The organism is Streptomyces sp. NPDC045026, assembly GCF_056432625.1.
Map to the genome: position 1 here is coordinate 419695 of NZ_JBWKIS010000005.1, position 19143 is coordinate 438837.

Sequence of the window (19143 nt, forward strand, 5' to 3'; positions counted from 1 at the left end):
GCTGCGCCGCGTGGGCCGTGCTGCTTGAGCCGCGTGTGTGGGGCGGGCGGGGCCTGTCGGGTGCGGGTGCCGGGGTGGTGCGTCTCGCTGTGCGTGGGTGCGGGGACGCGGCGGGATGTACGTGCTCGCTGTTCTATGGGCTCAGGGGGACGGGGACATTGGTCCGCGCGCTCCCGCACGTGGCTCCGCGCGCACATCCCGCCGCGTCCCCTCCCGTCGGGGGGCGGCTGCGGGAGGCGGGGCTTCCCTCGGGCCTGCGGCTTTGTATGCGGGCGGCCGTCGGTGGTTCGTCTTCGCGGCCTGCGGCTTCGTCTTTACGCCGCTACGAGGCGGGTTGGGGTGGTGCCGGTGATGAGGGTTTCCAGGGCCTGGTCGATGCCGGGGCCGAGGTACCAGTCGCCGCTGTGGTCGAGGGCGTAGACGCGGCCTTCGGTGTCGATGGCGAGGAGTGCTTCGGAGCCGGATTCGGCGCCCAGGGGGCAGACCTCGGTGTCGAGGGCGCGGCCGAGGTCGCCGAGGGTGCGGGCCATGTGGAGGCCGTGCAGTGGGTCGAGGTGGGGCTGGGCGGGGGCTATCTGGCGGCCGGGGCCCTGTGGGGTGAGGTGGAGGCCGCCGAACTCGGCCCAGGCTTCGACGGCGGCGGGGAAGACGGTGTGGCGGTGGCCGGCCGGGGATACGTGGGTGCGCAGGGCGTCGGCCCAGAATTCGGCCTGTTTGATGTCCCAGCGTCCGGGCTGCCAGCCGGCGGCGCGCAGTGCTGCGTCGACGGGGGTGGTGAAGCGGGTGCGGTCGGCGGTCATGGGGTGGCCTCGTCCTGTTCTGCTGCTGCCTGCGGTGGTGCGTGTGTGCTCTGTGGTGTGCGGGTCAGCCGGTGGTGTCCGTGGCCGGGTCCACGACGTGGACGCCGAAGTGGGCGGTGAGTGCTGCGCAGGCGCGGCAGGGGCGGGCGAAGCCGCCGTGCAGGGGGTCGCCGTCCTCGCGGATCCGGCGGGTGGTGAGTTTGGCGTGTTTGAGAGCTTTGCGGGCTTCGCCGTTGGTCATGGGTTTGCGGCGGGCGCGTTTGGAGCGTTCCTCGTCGGCGGCCGTGAGGTGGCGGGAGATGAGGATCGTTTCGGCGCAGCGTCCGGTGAAGCGGTCGCGCTGGGCGCTGGTGAGGGTGTCGAGGTAGTCCTGGACGAGTGGGTGCAGGGTGGGGGCGTGTTCGCCGCGGGCGGCGGTGCTGGTCAGCGTGGTGCCGCGGACGGAGAGGGCGGCGGCGACGGTGGGCAGGATGCCGTCGCGGCGCTGGCGCAGGGCAGGGGCGGGCGCGTCGTCGGCGCTGCTCCAGCCGACGCGTGGGTCGCCGGAGGCGTCGTCGGCGGTGGCCGGGTGTCCGGTGTCGGGCTCCGGGGCCGGTGCGACGGCTGTGTCGGATGACGGTGCGGTGCTGCTCTGCATGTGGTGCTTTCCCCTCCTGCAATCCCCCGGGTTGCGTGCACAGACTGCCAAATGCGGCCGGTGGTGCGGAAGCTGGGGCGCGGCGACACGCGGGAGCGTCGGCTCATCGTCACGGTGGGGTGACTGCTGGTCATGGAACCGGAGGGCCGGTGACCGGTGTCGTACAACCGCATAGGCTGTCGCTATCCGCGATCCATAACAGTGCCGCAGGGGGCAACCGCCATGACGACAGGTCGGCTCGGGCAGCAAGCCGCGCCGCCGAACGCGGCCTACGCCGGGCAGGTCGTGCACTTCCCGGACCCGGTCCGTGCTGCGCGCCATCCCAGGGGCGTACGGATCGACGGGAACGGCTTTCCGGACTTTTCGGCTTACGCGCGTGCCGCGGCGGAGATCGCCGAGCCCCCGGAGGGGTTCGGGGTCGATGAGCTGCGGTTGACGGACTATGTGTCGGCGAACGCGGCGCTGGCTGCCGCCGGGCATGACTTGTGGGACACGATCGTGCCGGTGGCGACGCCGCACGGCTGGACCTGGCATCACGTGCCGGGCAGTCGTCGTATGGAGTTGGTCCCGGTCGAGGTGAAGGCGTTGCTGCGGCATCACGGCGGTCTCGCGACGGCTGCGGTGGACCATGGCAAGCGGGGTACGCGTCCGTTGCAGGAGACGCGGCCGGCGCATTTCGGGCTGCCGAAGTCGTCGGTGGCGGTGACCGAGCAGCAGGTCCTGGGTGCCGAGGAGGATCTGGGGTACCGGTTGCCGGGTGCGTACCGGGCGTTCCTGAAGGCGGCGGGCGGGTGTGCTCCGGTGGGGGCTGCGCTGGACGCCGAGCTGGGGCTTCTGGTGGACCAGCCGTTCTTCACGGTGCGGGACGAGGCCGCGGTCAACGATCTGGTGTACGTGAACAAGTGCCTGCGTGATCACCTGACCAAGGACTATCTGGGTGTCGGGTTCGTGCAGGGCGGCATTCTCGCCGTGAAGGTCAAGGGTGACCGGGCGGGTTCGGTGTGGTTCTGCGCGTATGACGACGCGCGGGACAGCGGGGACACGGCCGGCTGGTCGGTCGCCGAGCGGGTGGAGCGTCTGCTGCTGCCGTGCGGTGACGACTTCGACGCGTTCCTGGCCCGGCTGGCGGGCAATCCGCCGGAGCTGGAGACGGTGGCGAACCTGATGGTGGACGGCGGTTTCGCGAGTGCGGTCGACGCTTCGGGCGCCGCCGTGCCGGCTGCTTCGGCTGTCCCGGACGAGGGGTGAGTGTCCGATGGTGACGTTCGCGCAGGCGCAGGAGCGCGCCGAAGAGTGGATCAACGGGGATGTGCCCGGCTATCAGCACCGTGAGGTGCGGGTGCGGGAGTTCGAGCTGGGGTTCGTGGTGTGGGCCGAGGACCGCGAGGGCGGTCCGGTGTCCGACGGCGGGCGTCAGCGGCTCGTCATCGCGCGTGACAGTGGGGACGCCTCGCTGTGGCCGGGGCTGCCGGTGGGCGAGGTGATCCGGCGGTACGAGGAGGAGTACGGGCTGCCGGACGCTTCGCCGGAGCCGGCGGACGCGCCGCCGGAGCGGGTGGATCTGAATCAGACGTCGTTCCTGTTGAGCCCTCCGGAGTGGCTCCAGGAGGCGGCGGACAAGCTGGGTATTCCGGATCGGCGGGGGGATGCGTCTGCGCCGTCGCCGTCGGCAGCGGCAGCGGTGTCGTCGGCCGGAGGGGCCGCTGGATCCGGCGGGGCGGGTTCGGGTTCGGGCGATGGGTCCGGTGCGGGTGCTTCCGTGCCTGGGCCGGCCGTCCCTGCGCCCGTCGACGCGAGCAGCGGTGCTACGCCGTGGCCCGCTTCGCCCGCGGCTCCTGTCGGGGCGACCCCGTGGGCCGGTACGGACACGAACGCGGATGAGGAGGAGGACCGTTCGGTCGCGCCTCCGGCGACGGTGTTCGCGCCGCCGCTGGTGGACGCGGGCGACGTGCCTGCGCCCACCGCTGCTCCTGAGGCCAAGACGGCGCTGATGTCGGGTGGCAGTCAGCTCCCGCGTACGTCGGTGGCACCGGCGATCGACGGGCAGGCTCCCGCCGCTCCGGGCACGCCGCCGCCCGGTGCTCCGCCTAACTACGGCTATCCGCAGGGACCTGGTGCGCAGCAGACGCCGCCTCCCGGTGCTCCGCCGAACTATGGCTATCCGCAGGGTCCGGGTGCGCAGCAGACGCCGCCGCCCGGTGCTCCGGCGAACTACGGCTATCCGCAGGGACCTGGTGCGCAGCAGACGCCGCCTCCCGGTGCTCCGCCGAACTATGGCTATCCGCAGGGTCCCGGTGCGCAGCAGACGCCGCCGTCGGCGGGCGGGCACGACGCGGCCGGGCGGCCGCTGGCGCCCGGGGCCGGTGACATCGCCGACGCCGCGACCAGTAAGGCGCAGGGCCCGCCCCGCGCCGGGCGTGGTGGTGGCGCGACGACTCCGCCGCCGCCCGGAGCCCCGGGTACTCCCGGTGCGCGGCCCTCGGGTCCCGGCGTTCCCGGTACCCCGGCGGGTGGTTACGTCCCGACGCAGCTCGTCTCGCAGCTGGGCCCCGACGGGCCCGAGGCTCCGCCCGCCCCGGGTGGTACGCCGCCCGGCGGTGTGCACCATGCCGCGACGATGCTGGCCGACCCGAGCATGGGTGGCCCCGGTGTGCCCAAGCCGCCTGGAGCCCCTGGAACTCCGGGGGCTCCCAAGCCTCCCGGTCCGCCCGGCGTGCCCGGTGCGGGTGCTCCCAAGCCGCCCGGCGCCCCCGGAACTCCCGGCGCGCCGCAGCCTCCTGGCCCGCCTGGTGCTCCCGGGGCGCCGCAGCCTCCCGGCCCGCCCGGGGGTACGCCGCCCGGCGGTGTGCACCATGCCGCGACGATGCTGGCCCAGCCGGGACCGGCCGGTCCCGGCGCCCCGCCCCCGCCTGCGCCACCCGGTGCTCCGGGTGCGCCCGGGGCTCCGGGGGGCGGTGTCCATCACGCCGCGACGATGCTGGCCGGTCCGGGTCAGGTCGGTCCCGGCATGCCTCCTCCCGCGCCGCCGCAGGCGCCGGGCGGAATGCCGATGCCGCCGCCGATGCCCGGGCAGCAGGTTCCGGGTGGTCCGCCCCCGGCTTCGTACGGGTATCCGCAGCCGACGGGGCAGCCGACCGTCGGGCCCGGGTATCAGGCCGTGCTGCGCTACCGCGCGCCCGACGGCTCCGAGCAGCAGCTGATCCGCCGCTCGGCGCCCGGCACTCCGCACCCGGAGTGGCAGATCTTCCATGAGCTGCGTGGCATGAACATCCCGCCGGACCAGGTCCTGGAGCTGCACACGGAGCTGGAGTCCTGCGAGCTGCCGGGTGCGTACTGTGCCCGCATGATCCGTGAGCAGTGGCCGCAGGCCAGGATCACGTCCATCGCCCCGTACGGCAGGGACCACGCGTCGCGCCAGCAGGGTATGCAGCAACTGATCGCGCACCAGGGCGAGTTGCATCAGGTGGCGGACGGTCCGGCGCGGCTCGCGCCGGTGCGTGCGCCGCTGCCGCCCGCGCAGCCGATGCCGCCGGTTCCGCCGGAGGCGATCGGGCAGGAGCTGGCGGCGGCGTTCGGGCCCGGTGTGTTCCGGTTCGACCAGCGGGCCGTGTCCCGTCAGGGCGTGCCGGACATCGTGGCGCACACCCTCGTCGTGGCGGGGCTGCCCGCCGACTTCGGGCCGTTCTTCTGGGCGCAGGCCCAGCCGGGCCGCCCGGTGCCGACGCTCGCCGAGCTGGCGCAGGAGCGGGGGGTGCAGCCCGCGTCGGACGCGGGTTCGTACCTCGTGATGGGCAGTGACTTCGGGCGGGCGATCTGTGTCCAGTACGGCACGGCGAACATTGTGGCCGTGCCGGTGGAGGCGGGTCCCGGCGGTGCTCCGGTGCCGCCGCAGTTCGTGAACACGGGCCTGCCCGAGTTCGCGCGCAGTCTCGCGGTGCTCGGCCGGATGTGGCCGCTGCGGTTCGGGCTCAACCAGGAGCAGGCGGGCCGCTGGACCGTCGACTTCCAGGCGCAGCTGGCCGCCGTCGACCCGGCGGCGCTCGCGTCGCCGGAGGGCTGGTGGTCGGTGCTGCTCGAGCAGATGTGGGACGGACTGCTGTAGCCCGTCGGCAGGAGTGAGTGGAGGAGAGGCGCGCGACCGCATCGGTCGCGCGCCTCTCCATCTTTACGGGCTCTCCCGTGTGGGCTTCCGCCGGCGGCTCGACCGAGGCGACCGGTCATCCGCCGGGGCATGGGTGAACCTGTGCCGCACGACGATCGGCGTTCTGGGCTCTGCCGCGCATGCAGTCCGGGCGTCCTTTTCGGCCTGTTCATCTGTTCGTGGGCGTGTGACCTCTCTCGCCTCAAGGTCCTCGATTCCGACTTTCAGCAATATTTGGCGCATCCTTGTCGAGTGGGTTGGGTGGAGTGTCTTGTTTTGAGCGCTTCGGCTCGATCGAGTGCCGGGTAGGAGAGCCGTAGAGGCTAAGAGGGGAATCAAGGATGAGCAGCGGTGCGTCGGTGTCGCCCCATGGCTTCGTCACGGGACGGGGCCGCGGCTACCGTCCCGGCCAGGTGGACGCGCTGGCCGCCGAGCTCTCCCAGGGCCGCGACGACGCCCGCGAGCGCGCCGCCCTGCTGGCCGCCCGGGTCGAGGAGCTGGAGGCCGAGGCGCAGCGGCTGCAGCTGGCCGTGACCCGGCTCGCCCCTCAGACGTACGAGCTCCTCGGCGATCGCGCCCGCGAGATCCTCGCCCTCGCCGAGGAGGAGGCGGACGGGGTACGGGCGGCTGCCGCCGAGGACGTCCGGCGGATCACGCAGGACGCGGAGGCCGCCGCGCGGGAGACGCGTGGGGCGGCCCGCGCCGCGGCCGACGCCGTACTGGCCGCGGCCGAGCAGTGGGCCGGCGAACGGCTGGGCGCCGGGCGGGCCGCGGCGGACGAGGTGCGCGCCGCCGCGCGGGACGAGGCGAAGGAGTGCCGCGAGGAGGCGCTCGGCGCGCTGGACGACGTGCGGGAGCGGACCGCGGCGACCCTCGCCGGGCAGGAGAAGGACCACGCCGAGCGGCGGGACGGGGCCGAGCGGGAGATCGCCGGGCACGAGGCTGCCGCGGACACGCGTGAGGCGGAGCGCCTGGCGCTGGCCGAGGGACGGCTGGCCGAGGCCCGGCGGGCGTTCGCCGGGGCGGAGGAGTCGGCCCGGCACGGCCAGGAGGACGCCGAGGCCCACGCCGCGGAGCTCCTCGCGGAGGCGACCCTGTACGAGGAGGGCGTGAGCCGTGAGACGGAGCGGGTGCTGCGCGAGCACGGCGAGAAGTGGGACGAGGTCCGCGCGCACATGGAACACGTCCGCGCCACCCTGGCCTCCCTCACGGGCCGCAACCCCGCCGGCGAGGCGCCGTAACCGCTGTCGGCCTCGGGAGTCGCTGTCGGTCTCGGGCTACGCCCCGGCGCCCTACCCGCCGCCTTCCCCCCGCGGCACCTGCCGCGTCGCGCCCGCCAGGATCCATGCCTCCACCGCCTCGTACTGGCGGCGTTGGTCGTTCGCTGTGCGGCGGCCCGAGGCCATCGTGCCGAGCCAGCCGAAGAGGAAGCCGAGCGGGATCGAGACGATGCCCGTGGTGGTGAAGGGGAACCAGTTGAAGTCCTGGCCGGGGAAGGCCGAGGCGGGTGAACCGGAGACCAGGTTGGTGCCCGTCATCAGGACGAGGCAGGACGCCGTGCCGCCGAGCAGTGTCCACAGCAGGCCCGTACGCGTGTAGCGGCGCCAGAAGAGGCTGTAGACGAGCGCGGGCGCGAGCGCCGAGGCGCCCAGGCAGAACGACAGTGTGACCAGAGGCTGGAGGTTGTAGTGCTGGACGAGCGTGGCCAGGAGGATCGCGGGCACGCCGACGGACAGCGCCGAGAGGCGGGCGAGGGTCATTTCCCTGCGGCTGGTGAGCGGTGTCCTGCGGTGCGCGAAGACGTCGTGCGCGAGGGAGTTGGCGCAGGCCAGGATCATTCCGGCGACCGAGGCGAGCAGCGTGAGGAAGAGCGCCGTGGTGACCGTGGTGAAGACGAGCGTCTCCGCCGTGGAGGCGTCCGCGCCGAACGCGGCTCGCGCCCCGAGCAGATACGCCGTGTTGCCCTGCGGGTCGGCCGCCGCGACGGCGGCCCGGCCGAGGAGCGCCGTCGCGCCGAACCCGACGACCGCGATGATCAGCACGAAGAGGCCGACCGCCGACACCGCCCAGGACATCGAGCGGCGCACCTCACGCGCGCTGCGCGCCGTGTACATGCGCATGGTGACGTGGGGCAGGCAGGCGCCGCCCAGGACGACGGTCAGCTCCGAACTGATCATGTCCAGGCGGGGGTTGGCGGTGCCGGTGAACTGGAGGCCGGAGTGCAGGAAGGCGGTTCCCACGCCGCTGGCCTGGGCGGCCTGTGAGGCGAGTGCGCCCGGGTTCCAGTCGAAGCGGTAGAGGATGACGAGGGCTACGGCCAGGCCCGATCCGAGCAGCATCACGGTCTTCATGATCTGGATGAGGGCGGTGCCCTTCATGCCGCCGATCGCCGCGTAGCTGATCATCAGGGCGCCGAGCGCGATGATGCAGCCCGTCTTGAACCCCTCGCTGGTGAAGCCGAGGACGAACGCCAACAGGTCGCCCGCGCCCGCCAGTTGGACGAGCATGATCGGGAGCAGTGCCGCGAGGGTGGTGGCGCACGCGGTGATGCGTACGGCGCGCCCCGGCAGCCGGCGGGCGATCACGTCGCCCATGGTGAACCGGCCCGCGTTGCGTAGGGGTTCGGCCAGCAGGAACATCAGGAGCATCAGGGACAGGGACGTGCTCAGGGCGAGGACGATCCCGTCGTAGCCGGTGAGTGCGATGACGCCGCCGGTGCCGAGGACCGTCGCCGCGGAGATGTAGTCGCCCGCGATGGCCAGGCCGTTGCGTATCGGGGTGAGGGAGCCGAAGCCGGTGTAGAACTCGTCGAGGTTGTCGCGGTCGGGGCCGGTCATCACGCACAGGAGCAGGGTGATGGTGGCGACCGCGGTGAAGGCGACCAGGGACATGCCCTGGGCCGAGCTGCTGAAGTCCGTCATCGGAAGTTCCCCCCGGCCGTTGTGGGAGCCGGACGCCGGTCCAACTCGGCTTGTCTGCGCAGCCGGTGGGCGAGCGGGTCGACGCGGCGCCGGGCGGTGTACTCGTACAGGCAGAGCGCGAGCCCGGTCACGGGGAGCTGGCACAGGCCGAGGAAGAGGCCGGTGGAGAAGCCGCCGGGGAGTGTGCCCGTCATGAGGGAGGGCGCGAACGCGGACAGGACGAGGAAGAGGGTGAAGTAGCCGAGCGCGGTGAGCGTGGCGACGCGGCGCTGCCAGCGGTAGGCGCTGCGCAGGAGCCGCAGGTCGCTGTGGTGGCCGAGCGCGGGGTGGCGGGGGAGGCGGCGCGCGGGCGGGGGCGGTGGGGGAGGGGGCGCCCAGGGGTAGGTGAGGGCGGGGTCGGGTTGCTGTCGGGGGTGCGGCGGTTGCTGGGGGTACGGCTGTTGGTGTTCGCCCGGGTACTGGTTCCCGTACTGGCCCTCGCCCTGGTCGCCGTACTGACCCTGGCCCTGATTGCCGTACTGGTTCCGGTTCTGGGTTCGGTACTGGCTGCGGCCCGTGGGGATGGGGCCCTGCCATGGCTCGTTCTGGTGGTCGGAATATGAGCGGTGCGGTGTGTCGGACATCCCGGTTCTCCTTGCGCGGCTTGGGTCCGCCGGGGATTGCGGACGCAGGGAGCGAGAGGGGAGCCGGAACGTTACTCGTAGGTAGGCGCTTTCCGCGATGGTTCTCGTGAACTGTTCAGTCGGTTTGTTGTGAGAGGGGTGAGTGATGCTGATGAGCATCTTGTGAGCCAGCTGAGTTGCCGGCAGCCCCAGATGTCGCCTTGGCGCCCCGCTCGTCTCCCCGTTCGCCGTCCTGGTCGATCACCGGGAAACGTCGCGGCGCGAGGCACAGCAGGACGACCAGGGCGAGCGCTGCCGCGCAGGCCGCGCCCACGTAGACGGAGTCGACGGCCGCCGCCACGGCGCGCCGCAGCCGGTCCGGGTCGGCCACGGAGGCGGGGTTCTCCAGGGCCTTGGCCACCGCGTCGAGAGAGCCCGCGCCGCCGAGGCGACCGGCGAGCACGGTGTTGGCGACGGCGCCGAACACGGCGGCGCCGAGTGTCTGGCCTATCTGCCGGCAGAACAGGACGGATGCGGTCGTCGTGCCGCGCTCGGCCCACCCGACGGTCGACTGGACGCCGATGATCAGGGGCAGTTGGAAGAGGCCGAGTGCCCCGCCGAGCAGCAGCATGACCAGCGCGGGCTGCCAGGCGGCCCCGGGGTAGGGCAGCAGCGGGAACGCGATCAGGACGAGGAGCGCGGCCGCGATGCCGACGACGGCCGTGTTGCGGAAGCCGATCCTGCGGTACACGTGCTGGCTGAGCGCCGCGGAGACGGGCCAGCTCAGCGTCATCACGGAGAGCACGAACCCGGCGGCCATGGGCGCGAGTCCGAGGACGGCCTGCGCGTACGTGGGCACGAACACGGTGGGCGCGACCATCAGGAGGCCGAGCGCGCCGAGCGCGAGATTGACGGCGGCGATGGTGCGGCGGCGCCAGACCCAGCCGGGGATGATCGGCTCGGCGGCGCGCCGCTCGATGGCGACGACGGCGCCGACCAGCGCAACTCCCGTACCGAACAAGGCGACCGAGGGCGCCGAGAGCCAGCCCCAGGCGACGCCGCCCTGGACGAGCGCGGTCAGGAGCACCCCGCCGCACGCGAACACGGCGAGCGCTCCGGCCCAGTCGATGCGGGCGCGCGGCCCCTTCTCCCGTACGGGTTCGTGGAGATGGCGTGCGAGGAGCCAGAGGGCGAGCGCGCCGACCGGGAGGTTGATCAGGAAGATCCAGCGCCAGCCCGCGTACGAGGCGAGCAGTCCGCCGAGCGCAGGGCCCGCGACGGCCGAGGTCGCCCAGACCGTCGACAGCTTGGCCTGGATGCGGGGGCGTTCGTCGAGCGGGTAGAGGTCGGCGGCGAGGGTCTGGACGGTGCCCTGGATGGCGCCGCCGCCCAGGCCCTGGACGACGCGGAAGGCGATGAGGGCGCCCATGTTCCAGGAGCTCGCGCACAGGAGCGAGCCGGCGAGGAAGAGGATGCTGCCGCTGATGAGGACGGGCTTGCGGCCGAAGGTGTCCGACAGTTTCCCGTAGACGGGCAGGGTGACCGTGACGGCGAGCAGATAGCCCGAGAAGAGCCAGGAGAAGACGGAGAAGCCGCCGAGGTCGCCGACGATCTGCGGGACCGCCGTCGAGACGATGGTGGAGTCGAGTGCCGCCAGTGCCATGGAGAGCATCAGTGCGGCGACGACCGCGCCCCGGCGCCGGTCCTTCCCCGTGCCCGTCCGCATGCCCGCCTGCGATGTCGCGCCGCCCACCGGATTCCTTCCCCCTGCATCTATCCCGCCTCCGACACCTTCTCACCTGACCCTGTCGCGGCGGCAGGGTGGAGCGTGACTGCGCAGGAAGGTGGAGCGAACCCTTAGAGCAGCTCCACCGTTGGGTGGACTCCCCCTAGGGGGACCTCCGTACTGCGGACAGGGGACGGTTCGTCCCCCCGGAGGACGAGGGGAGTGGGGGGTTCTTCCTACCTTCAAGGGGTGGGGTTTTCCCCCGGGAAAGAGGGCGACCTGCACCAGGGCGCCGGGGCACCCCTCGCCAGCAGACTGAAGCGCGTCGCACACACCTGACATTCCGCATGACCGACATAGGAGACTTACCGTGACAACGGCTGTGACCATTCCCAGGACCGGGGGCACTGGAGGGCAAACGGCCGTCGCCGCACGGGCGCGGCAGGTCGTCAAGGCCTACGGCTCGGGGGAGACCCGCGTAGTCGCGCTCGACCACGTCGATGTGGACATCGCCCGCGGCGGGTTCACCGCGATCATGGGCCCCTCGGGGTCCGGCAAGTCCACGCTGATGCACTGCCTCGCCGGCCTCGACAACGTCACGTCCGGGCAGATCTACCTGGACGAGACCGAGATCACCGGCCTCAAGGACAAGAAGCTCACGAAGCTGCGCCGGGACCGGATCGGCTTCATCTTCCAGGCGTTCAACCTGCTGCCGACGCTGAACGCGCTCGAGAACATCACGCTTCCCATGGACATCGCGGGCCGCAAGCCGGACCGGCAGTGGCTGGACCGCGTCGTGCAGACCGTGGGTCTGGCCGAGCGCCTGAAGCACCGGCCCACCGAACTCTCCGGCGGCCAGCAGCAGCGCGTCGCCGTGGCCCGCGCGCTCGCCGCCCGACCGGAGATCATCTTCGGTGACGAGCCGACCGGGAACCTGGACTCGCGCGCCGGCGCCGAAGTGCTCGGCTTCCTTCGGCAGTCCGTCGACGAGCTGGGCCAGACCATCGTGATGGTCACCCACGACCCGGTCGCCGCCTCGTACGCGGACCGCGTGCTCTACCTCGCCGACGGCCGCATCGTCGACGAGATGCTCCGCCCCACCGCGGACGCCGTCCTCGACCGCATGAAGGACTTCGACGCGCGGGGGCGCACCTCATGAGTGCGAACACCGTGCTGAAGACGTCCCTGCGCAACTTCTTCGCGCACAAGGGGCGCATGGCCCTGTCGGCCGTGGCGGTCCTGCTGTCGGTGGCTTTCGTGTGCGGCACGCTCGTCTTCACCGACACGATGGACACGACGTTCGACAAGCTGTTCGCGGCGACCTCGTCCGACGTGACCGTCAGCCCGAAGGCCGCCAAGAGCGAGGGCAGCGACACCGGTCGCCCCGAGTCGATGCCGGCCTCCGCCCTGACACAGGTCAAGCGGGCCGACGGAGTCAAGTCGGCCGAGGGCGCGGTCAGTTCGATGAACGTGACCGTCGTGAACTCGGACAACAAGAACATGGGCTCCGAGAACGGCGGCCCCACGATCGCGGGCAACTGGACGCAGAACGACCTGCGTTCCATGGACATCACCTCCGGCCACGCCCCGCGCGGCCCCACCGAGGTCATGGTCGACTCCGACACCGCCGGCAAGCACCACCTGAAGATGGGCGACGAGCTGCGCACCATCGCCGCCACCGGCGACTTCAGGGCGAAGATCGTCGGCATCGCCTCCTTCAAGGTGACCAACCCGGGCGCGGCCGTCGTCTACTTCGACACGGCCACCGCCCAGCGCGAACTCATCGGCCGGAGCGGCCGGTTCACCCAGATCAACGTCGCCGCCGCCACCGGCGTCAGCGACACCGTGCTCAAGAAGAGCGTCGCGGCGTCCCTCGACGGCCCGTACAAGTTCCAGACGCAGAAGGAAGCCGCGGACGCCAACCGCAAGGACGTCGGCTCCTTCATGGACGTCATCAAGTACGCCATGCTCGGCTTCGCCGGGATCGCCTTCCTCGTCGGCATCTTCCTGATCATCAACACCTTCTCGATGCTGGTCGCCCAGCGGACCCGCGAGATCGGCCTGATGCGGGCCATCGGGTCGAGCCGCAAGCAGGTCAACCGCTCGGTCCTCGTCGAGGCGCTGCTGCTCGGCATCGTCGGGTCGGTCGTCGGCGTCGTCGCGGGCGTCGGACTCGCAGTCGGCCTGATGAAACTGATGTCCGCGGCGGGCATGGACCTGTCCACCGACGACCTGACCGTCAACTGGACGACCCCCGTGGTCGGGCTGCTCCTCGGCATCGTCGTCACCGTCTTCGCCGCCTACGTTCCGGCCCGCCGCGCGGGCAAGGTCTCGCCGATGGCGGCCCTCAGGGACGCCGGCACCCCCGCCGACGTCAAGGCGGGCGTGGTCCGTGCTCTGATCGGTCTCGTCCTCACGGGCGGCGGCGGCTTCGCGCTCTACACCGCCTCGCAGGCGGCCAAGGCGAGCGAGGGCTCGCTGTGGCTCGGCGTCGGCATCGTCGCCACGCTCATCGGGTTCGTCGTGATCGGACCGCTCCTTGCGGGCGGTGTGGTCCGCGTCATCAGCGCCGTACTCCTGCGGATGTTCGGCTCGGTCGGCCGCATGGCCGAGCGCAACGCGCTGCGCAACCCGCGCCGCACCGGCGCCACCGGCGCGGCCCTGATGATCGGCCTCGCGCTCGTCGCCTGCCTGTCCGTCGTCGGCTCCTCGATGGTCGCCTCGGCCACCAGCGAGCTCGACAAGTCCGTCGGCGCCGACTTCATCATCGAGGGGCAGAACGGGCTGAAGCCGCAGGCCGCCGAGGCACTGAAGAAGACGGGTGAGTCGGGGTATGTCTCCCACGTCACGGAGGTCAAGTTCGTCAAGGCGAAGCTGACCACGCCGGGCGGCACGAAGGAGGACGAGGAGCTCGTCGCCGCGACGCCCTCGTACGCCCAGGACCTGCGGCGCGAGACGACCGCCGGTGAGCTGTCGGCGGCGTACGGGAAGAACGCGATGTCGGTCGGCTCGGAGTTCGCCAGGAAGAACCACCTCGAGGTCGGCGACACCATGAACGTCGCCTTCGAGCGCGGCCGCACCGCCGATCTGAAGATCGCGGCGATCACGTCGGACGACACGGCGTTCGACAAGGGCGCGATGTACGTCAACCTCGCGACCGCGAAGCAGTACGTGCCCGCCGGCCGGCTGCCGCTCAACGGGATGATGTTCGCCAAGGCGGAGTCCGGCAAGGCCGACCAGGCCTACAAGGCGCTGAAGTCGTCGGTCGCGTCCGACCCGACGGTCCACGTCAAGGACCAGACCGACTACAAGCAGACCCTGAAGGACCAGATCGGCCAGCTCCTCAACATGATCTACGGCCTGCTGGCCCTCGCGATCATCGTGGCGGTCCTGGGCGTCGTGAACACGCTGGCTCTCTCCGTGGTGGAGCGCACCCGCGAGATCGGCCTGATGCGGGCCATCGGCCTCTCGCGCCGGCAGCTGCGCCGCATGATCCGCCTGGAGTCCGTGGTCATCGCCCTCTTCGGCGCCCTCCTCGGCCTCGGCCTGGGCATGGGCTGGGGCGCGACAGCCCAGCAGCTCCTCGCCCTGGAGGGGCTGAACGTCCTGGAGATCCCCTGGCCGACGATCATCGGCGTCTTCATCGGCTCGGCCTTCGTGGGCCTGTTCGCGGCGCTGGTGCCGGCGTTCCGGGCGGGGCGGATGAACGTACTGAACGCGATCGCGACGGAGTAGCCGCGCGGGGCGATGCGAACGGGGGAACGTGGAGAAAGGGGACGGCGGCCCCGGAGTGTCCTTCCCGGACACTCCGGGGCCGCCGTGTGCCCTGGGGACCATGAATGTGATCCGCGAATGATCCGCACGCGGGTGTCGGCGGCGCGTCGTAGTCTGGAAGACCCCCGGCCCGTTCGACGTGTCGGGCGGTTCGCGTTGCCCACTCCCCGGGATGGAAACCCTTCATGAGCCTGCACGGTCTGCTGGACGCCGTAAGCCGAGACCCGGCGCTCGCCGAAGCGGTGAAGGCCGCCACCGACGGGCACCGCCCCCACGTCGACATCGTCGGCCCGCCCGCCGCCCGGCCCTTCGCCGTGGCGGCCCTCGCGCGGCGGACCGGGCGCACCGTGCTCGCCGTGACCGCCACCGGGCGGGAGGCCGAGGACCTGGCCGCGGCGCTGCGCTCGCTGCTGCCCGAGGACGGGGTCGCCGAGTACCCCTCGTGGGAGACGCTGCCGCACGAGCGGCTCTCCCCGCGCTCCGACACCGTGGGCCGCCGCCTCGCGGTCCTGCGCCGCCTCGCGCACCCCCGCACCGACGACCCCGAGACCGGCCCGGTGTCGGTGGTCGTCGCGCCCATCCGTTCCGTGCTCCAGCCGCAGGTCAAGGGGCTCGGTGACCTGGAGCCCGTGGCGCTGCGCACCGGGCAGAGCGCCGATCTGAACGAGATCGTCGAGGCGCTCGCCGCGGCCGCCTACGCCCGGGTCGAACTCGTCGAGAAGCGCGGCGAGTTCGCTGTGCGCGGCGGCATCCTCGACGTCTTCCCGCCGACCGAGGAACACCCTCTGCGCGTCGAGTTCTGGGGCGACGATGTCGAGGAGATCCGCTACTTCAAGGTCGCCGACCAGCGCTCCCTGGAGGTCGCCGAGCACGGCCTGTGGGCGCCGCCCTGCCGAGAGCTGCTGCTCACCGACCAGGTGCGCGAGCGGGCCGCCGCCCTCGCCGAGGAACACCCCGAGCTGGGCGAACTCCTCGGCAAGATCGCCGAAGGCATCGCCGTCGAGGGCATGGAGTCCCTCGCCCCGGTCCTCGTCGACGACATGGAGCTGCTGCTCGACGTGCTGCCCGAGGGGTCCATGGCCGTGGTGTGCGACCCGGAGCGGGTGCGCACGCGCGCGGCCGACCTGGTGGCCACGTCGCAGGAGTTCCTCCAGGCGTCGTGGGCGGCCACGGCCGGCGGCGGCGAGGCCCCCATCGACGTGGACGCGGCGTCCCTGTGGTCCATCGCGAGCGTCCGCGACCGGGCCCGTGAGCTGGACATGATGTGGTGGTCCGTCTCCCCGTTCGCGGCCGACGAGGCACTCGGCTCGGACACCCTGAAGCTCGGCATGCACGCCCCGGAGTCGTACCGCGGCGACACCGCGCGGGCGCTCGCCGACACCAAGGGCTGGCTGTCCGACGGCTGGCACACCATCTACGTCACCGAGGGGCACGGCCCCGCGGCCCGCACCGTCGAGGTGCTCGGCGGCGAAGGCGTCCCGGCCCGCCTCGACCAGGACCTCACCGAACTCACCCCGTCGGTCGTGCAGGTCGCCTGCGGCTCCATCGACTACGGCTTCGTGGACCCGGGCCTGAAGCTGGCGGTCCTCACCGAGACCGATCTGACCGGCCAGAAGGCTGCGGGCAAGGACGGCCAGCGCATGCCGGCCCGCCGCCGCAAGACGATCGACCCGCTCACCCTCGAATCCGGCGACTACATCGTCCACGAGCAGCACGGCGTGGGCCGCTACATCGAGATGGTGCAGCGCACGGTCCAGGGCGCGACCCGCGAGTACCTCGTCGTCGAATACGCGCCCGCCAAGCGCGGCCAGCCCGGCGACCGCCTCTACATCCCCACCGACCAGCTGGAGCAGATCACCAAGTACGTCGGCGGCGAGGCCCCGACGCTGCACCGCCTGGGCGGCGCGGACTGGACGAAGACGAAGGCCCGCGCGAAGAAGGCGGTCAAGGAGATCGCCGCGGACCTGATCAAGCTGTACTCGGCGCGCATGGCGGCGCCCGGCCACGCCTTCGGCGCGGACACGCCCTGGCAGCGCGAGCTGGAGGACGCGTTCCCGTACGTGGAGACCCCCGACCAGCTCACGACGATCGCCGAGGTCAAGGAGGACATGGAGAAGACGGTCCCGATGGACCGCCTCATCTGCGGCGACGTGGGCTACGGCAAGACGGAGATCGCTGTCCGCGCGGCCTTCAAGGCCGTCCAGGACGGCAAGCAGGTCGCCGTCCTCGTGCCCACGACCCTCCTCGTCCAGCAGCACTTCGGGACGTTCTCCGAGCGCTACTCCCAGTTCCCCGTGAACGTACGGGCGCTGTCGCGCTTCCAGACGGAGACCGAGTCCAAGGCCACCCTGGAGGGCCTGCGCGAAGGGTCGGTCGACATCGTCATCGGCACGCACCGCCTGTTCTCCTCCGAGACGAAGTTCAAGGACCTCGGTCTGGTCATCGTCGACGAGGAGCAGCGCTTCGGCGTCGAGCACAAGGAGCAGCTGAAGAAGCTCCGCGCGAACGTCGACGTCCTGACGATGTCCGCGACCCCCATCCCCCGTACGCTCGAAATGGCCGTCACCGGCATCCGCGAGATGTCGACGATCACGACGCCGCCGGAGGAGCGCCACCCGGTCCTCACCTTCGTCGGCCCGTACGAGGAGAAGCAGATCGGCGCGGCCGTCCGCCGCGAGCTGCTGCGCGAGGGCCAGGTCTTCTATATCCACAACCGCGTCGAGTCCATCGACCGCGCGGCGGCCCGCCTGCGCGACATCATCCCCGAGGCGCGCATTGCGACGGCCCACGGCCAGATGTCCGAACAGGCCCTGGAACAGGTCGTCGTGGACTTCTGGGAGAAGAAGTTCGACGTCCTCGTCTCGACGACGATCGTCGAGTCGGGCATCGACATCTCGAACGCGAACACGCTCATCGTCGAGCGCGGCGACAACTTCGGCCTCAGCCAGCTCCACCAGCTGCGCGGCCGCGTCGGCCGAGGCCGCGAGCGCGGTTACGCGTACTTCCTGTACCCGCCGGAGAAGCCGCTCACCGAGACCGCGCACGAACGCCTCGCCACGATCGCCCAGCACACGGAGATGGGCGCGGGCATGTACGTGGCGATGAAGGACCTGGAGATCCGCGGAGCGGGCAACCTGCTCGGCGGCGAGCAGTCGGGCCACATCGCGGGCGTCGGCTTCGACCTCTACATCCGCATGGTCGGCGAGGCGGTGGCCGACTACCGGGCCGCCGTCGAGGGCGGTGTCGAGGAGGAGCCGCCCCTGGACGTCAAGATCGAGCTCCCGGTCGACGCGCACGTCCCGCACGACTACGCGCCCGGCGAGCGCCTGCGCCTGCAGGCCTACCGCGCCATCGCCTCCGTGAACACGGAAGCGGACGTCAAGGCGGTCCGCGAGGAGCTCACCGACCGCTACGGCAAGCTGCCCGAGCCGGTCGAGAACCTGCTGCTCGTCGCCGGCCTGCGCATGTTCGCGCGGGCGTGCGGCGTCGGCGAGATCGTCCTCCAGGGCAACAACATCCGCTTCGCGCCCGTGGAGCTGAGGGAGTCGCAGGAGCTGCGCCTCAAGCGCCTCTACCCGGGCACGGTCATCAAGGCGGTGGCGCACCAGGTGCTCGTCCCGCGCCCGAAGACCGCGAAGGTGGGCGGCAAGCCGCTCGTCGGCCGCGAACTCCTGGGCTGGGTCGGGGAGTTCTTGACGTCGATCCTGGGGTCGTAGAGTCTCGCGGGAGGGACCCGGGGGCCTGTTCGGGGCGCCCGGGTCACGGGCGCGTTCACCCGATACGGTGACACCGGGACCGGACTAGCAGGGGGGAGCGTCGTGATGCGAGGCGCTGGGCGGACAGTCGCCGCCGTAGTGGTGACCGTGGCCGTCGCCACCGGCTGCACCGTGGAGCAGCAGGGCGGGTCGGGGTCCGGGCCCGAGTACAAGGCGGGCGGTGCGCTCGATGCCGTGAACTCGCTGACCGTCAAGGGGCGGGCGCCCAAGACCGGTTACGACCGGGGCCGGTTCGGCAGTGCCTGGGCCGACACCGATTCGAACGGCTGCGACACCCGGGACGACATACTCAAGCGGGACCTGACGGGGGTGAAGTTCCGCGGCGGGCGGTGCACGGTCGTGTCGGGGACGCTGGCCTCCGACCCGTACACCGGCAAGGAGATCGCGTTCGTGCGCGGCCGCAGCCAGGTCGACATCGACCATCTGGTGGCGCTCTCCGACGCCTGGCAGAAGGGCGCGCAGGGGTGGGACCCGAGCAAGCGCATCGCCCTGGCCAACGACCCGCTCAACCTCCTCGCGGTCGACGCGGGCCCCAACCGCAGCAAGGGTGAGGGCGATACGGCGACCTGGCTGCCGTCCCGCAAGGGGTACCGGTGCACCTATGTCGCCGGGCAGGTCGCCGTGAAGAAGAAGTACGGGCTGTGGGTGACGGCCGGTGAGCGGGACGCCATGAAGCGCGTGCTGTCGGGCTGCCCGGACCAGGCGCTGCCCACGGGCGGGAACCCGACGTCGGCGCCGGAGCGCTTCCACGCCGACTGACCGTCCG

The 19143-nt window shown here is 71.8% G+C and carries 11 protein-coding genes and 1 pseudogene; 7 read left to right on the forward strand and 5 right to left on the reverse strand.

The window, feature by feature from the left end; all coding sequences use genetic code 11:
* Positions 1–314: 314 nt before the first annotated feature.
* A complete protein-coding gene (locus tag AC07EJ_RS15045; protein WP_389477644.1) occupies positions 315–800 on the reverse strand; it encodes an SUKH-3 domain-containing protein in 486 nt (161 codons plus the stop codon).
* A gap of 64 nt (positions 801–864) precedes the next feature.
* Positions 865–1437: a YwqJ-related putative deaminase gene (locus AC07EJ_RS15050; protein ID WP_389477642.1), complete on the reverse strand. Its 573-nt coding sequence runs from the start codon at positions 1435–1437 to the stop codon at positions 865–867.
* A gap of 222 nt (positions 1438–1659) precedes the next feature.
* On the opposite strand from AC07EJ_RS15050, the gene AC07EJ_RS15055 reads away from it, so the two are divergent.
* From AC07EJ_RS15055 to AC07EJ_RS15065, 3 genes are all read left to right on the forward strand, one after another.
* Entirely contained in the window at positions 1660–2685 is a 1026-nt protein-coding gene (locus AC07EJ_RS15055) for an SMI1/KNR4 family protein (protein ID WP_389478074.1), read from the forward strand.
* A gap of 7 nt (positions 2686–2692) precedes the next feature.
* Positions 2693–5539 carry an SUKH-4 family immunity protein gene (locus AC07EJ_RS15060; RefSeq protein WP_478884358.1) on the forward strand — a complete coding sequence of 949 codons (2847 nt, stop codon included), beginning with the start codon at positions 2693–2695 and terminating at the stop codon, positions 5537–5539.
* 380 nt (positions 5540–5919) lie between these two features.
* Positions 5920–6819 (forward strand): cellulose-binding protein, encoded by a 900-nt coding sequence (locus tag AC07EJ_RS15065; protein WP_478884359.1) that lies wholly within the window; start codon positions 5920–5922, stop codon positions 6817–6819.
* Between the two features lie 51 nt (positions 6820–6870).
* Here AC07EJ_RS15065 and AC07EJ_RS15070 read toward each other — a convergent pair whose 3' ends face one another.
* The 3 genes and pseudogenes from AC07EJ_RS15070 to AC07EJ_RS15080 form a co-directional block, all read right to left on the reverse strand.
* On the reverse strand, positions 6871–8499 hold the full coding sequence (locus AC07EJ_RS15070) for a sodium/solute symporter (protein WP_389477635.1): 1629 nt from the start codon (positions 8497–8499) through the stop codon (positions 6871–6873).
* A pseudogene (locus AC07EJ_RS15075) lies at positions 8496–8936 on the reverse strand (DUF485 domain-containing protein); the annotation flags it as partial. The gene AC07EJ_RS15070 and the pseudogene AC07EJ_RS15075, both read right to left, overlap by 4 nt.
* 301 nt (positions 8937–9237) lie before the next feature.
* Positions 9238–10827 carry an MFS transporter gene (locus tag AC07EJ_RS15080; RefSeq protein WP_478884372.1) on the reverse strand — a complete coding sequence of 530 codons (1590 nt, stop codon included), beginning with the start codon at positions 10825–10827 and terminating at the stop codon, positions 9238–9240.
* 370 nt (positions 10828–11197) lie between these two features.
* Between AC07EJ_RS15080 and AC07EJ_RS15085 the strand changes: the two genes are divergently transcribed.
* The 4 genes from AC07EJ_RS15085 to AC07EJ_RS15100 all read left to right on the forward strand — a co-directional run bounded on the left by AC07EJ_RS15085 (position 11198) and on the right by AC07EJ_RS15100 (position 19136).
* Positions 11198–11986: an ABC transporter ATP-binding protein gene (locus AC07EJ_RS15085; RefSeq protein WP_389477633.1), complete on the forward strand. Its 789-nt coding sequence runs from the start codon at positions 11198–11200 to the stop codon at positions 11984–11986.
* Positions 11983–14562, forward strand: a complete 2580-nt coding sequence (locus AC07EJ_RS15090) for an ABC transporter permease (RefSeq protein WP_393586817.1) — start codon at positions 11983–11985, stop codon at positions 14560–14562. Before AC07EJ_RS15085 ends, AC07EJ_RS15090 begins: the two co-directional genes overlap by 4 nt.
* 224 nt (positions 14563–14786) lie before the next feature.
* Complete coding sequence (mfd, locus tag AC07EJ_RS15095) at positions 14787–18317, forward strand: transcription-repair coupling factor (protein ID WP_478884360.1); 3531 nt, start codon at positions 14787–14789, stop codon at positions 18315–18317.
* A 105-nt stretch (positions 18318–18422) separates the two neighbouring features.
* Positions 18423–19136: an HNH endonuclease family protein gene (locus AC07EJ_RS15100; protein WP_389477626.1), complete on the forward strand. Its 714-nt coding sequence runs from the start codon at positions 18423–18425 to the stop codon at positions 19134–19136.
* Positions 19137–19143 lie beyond the last annotated feature (7 nt).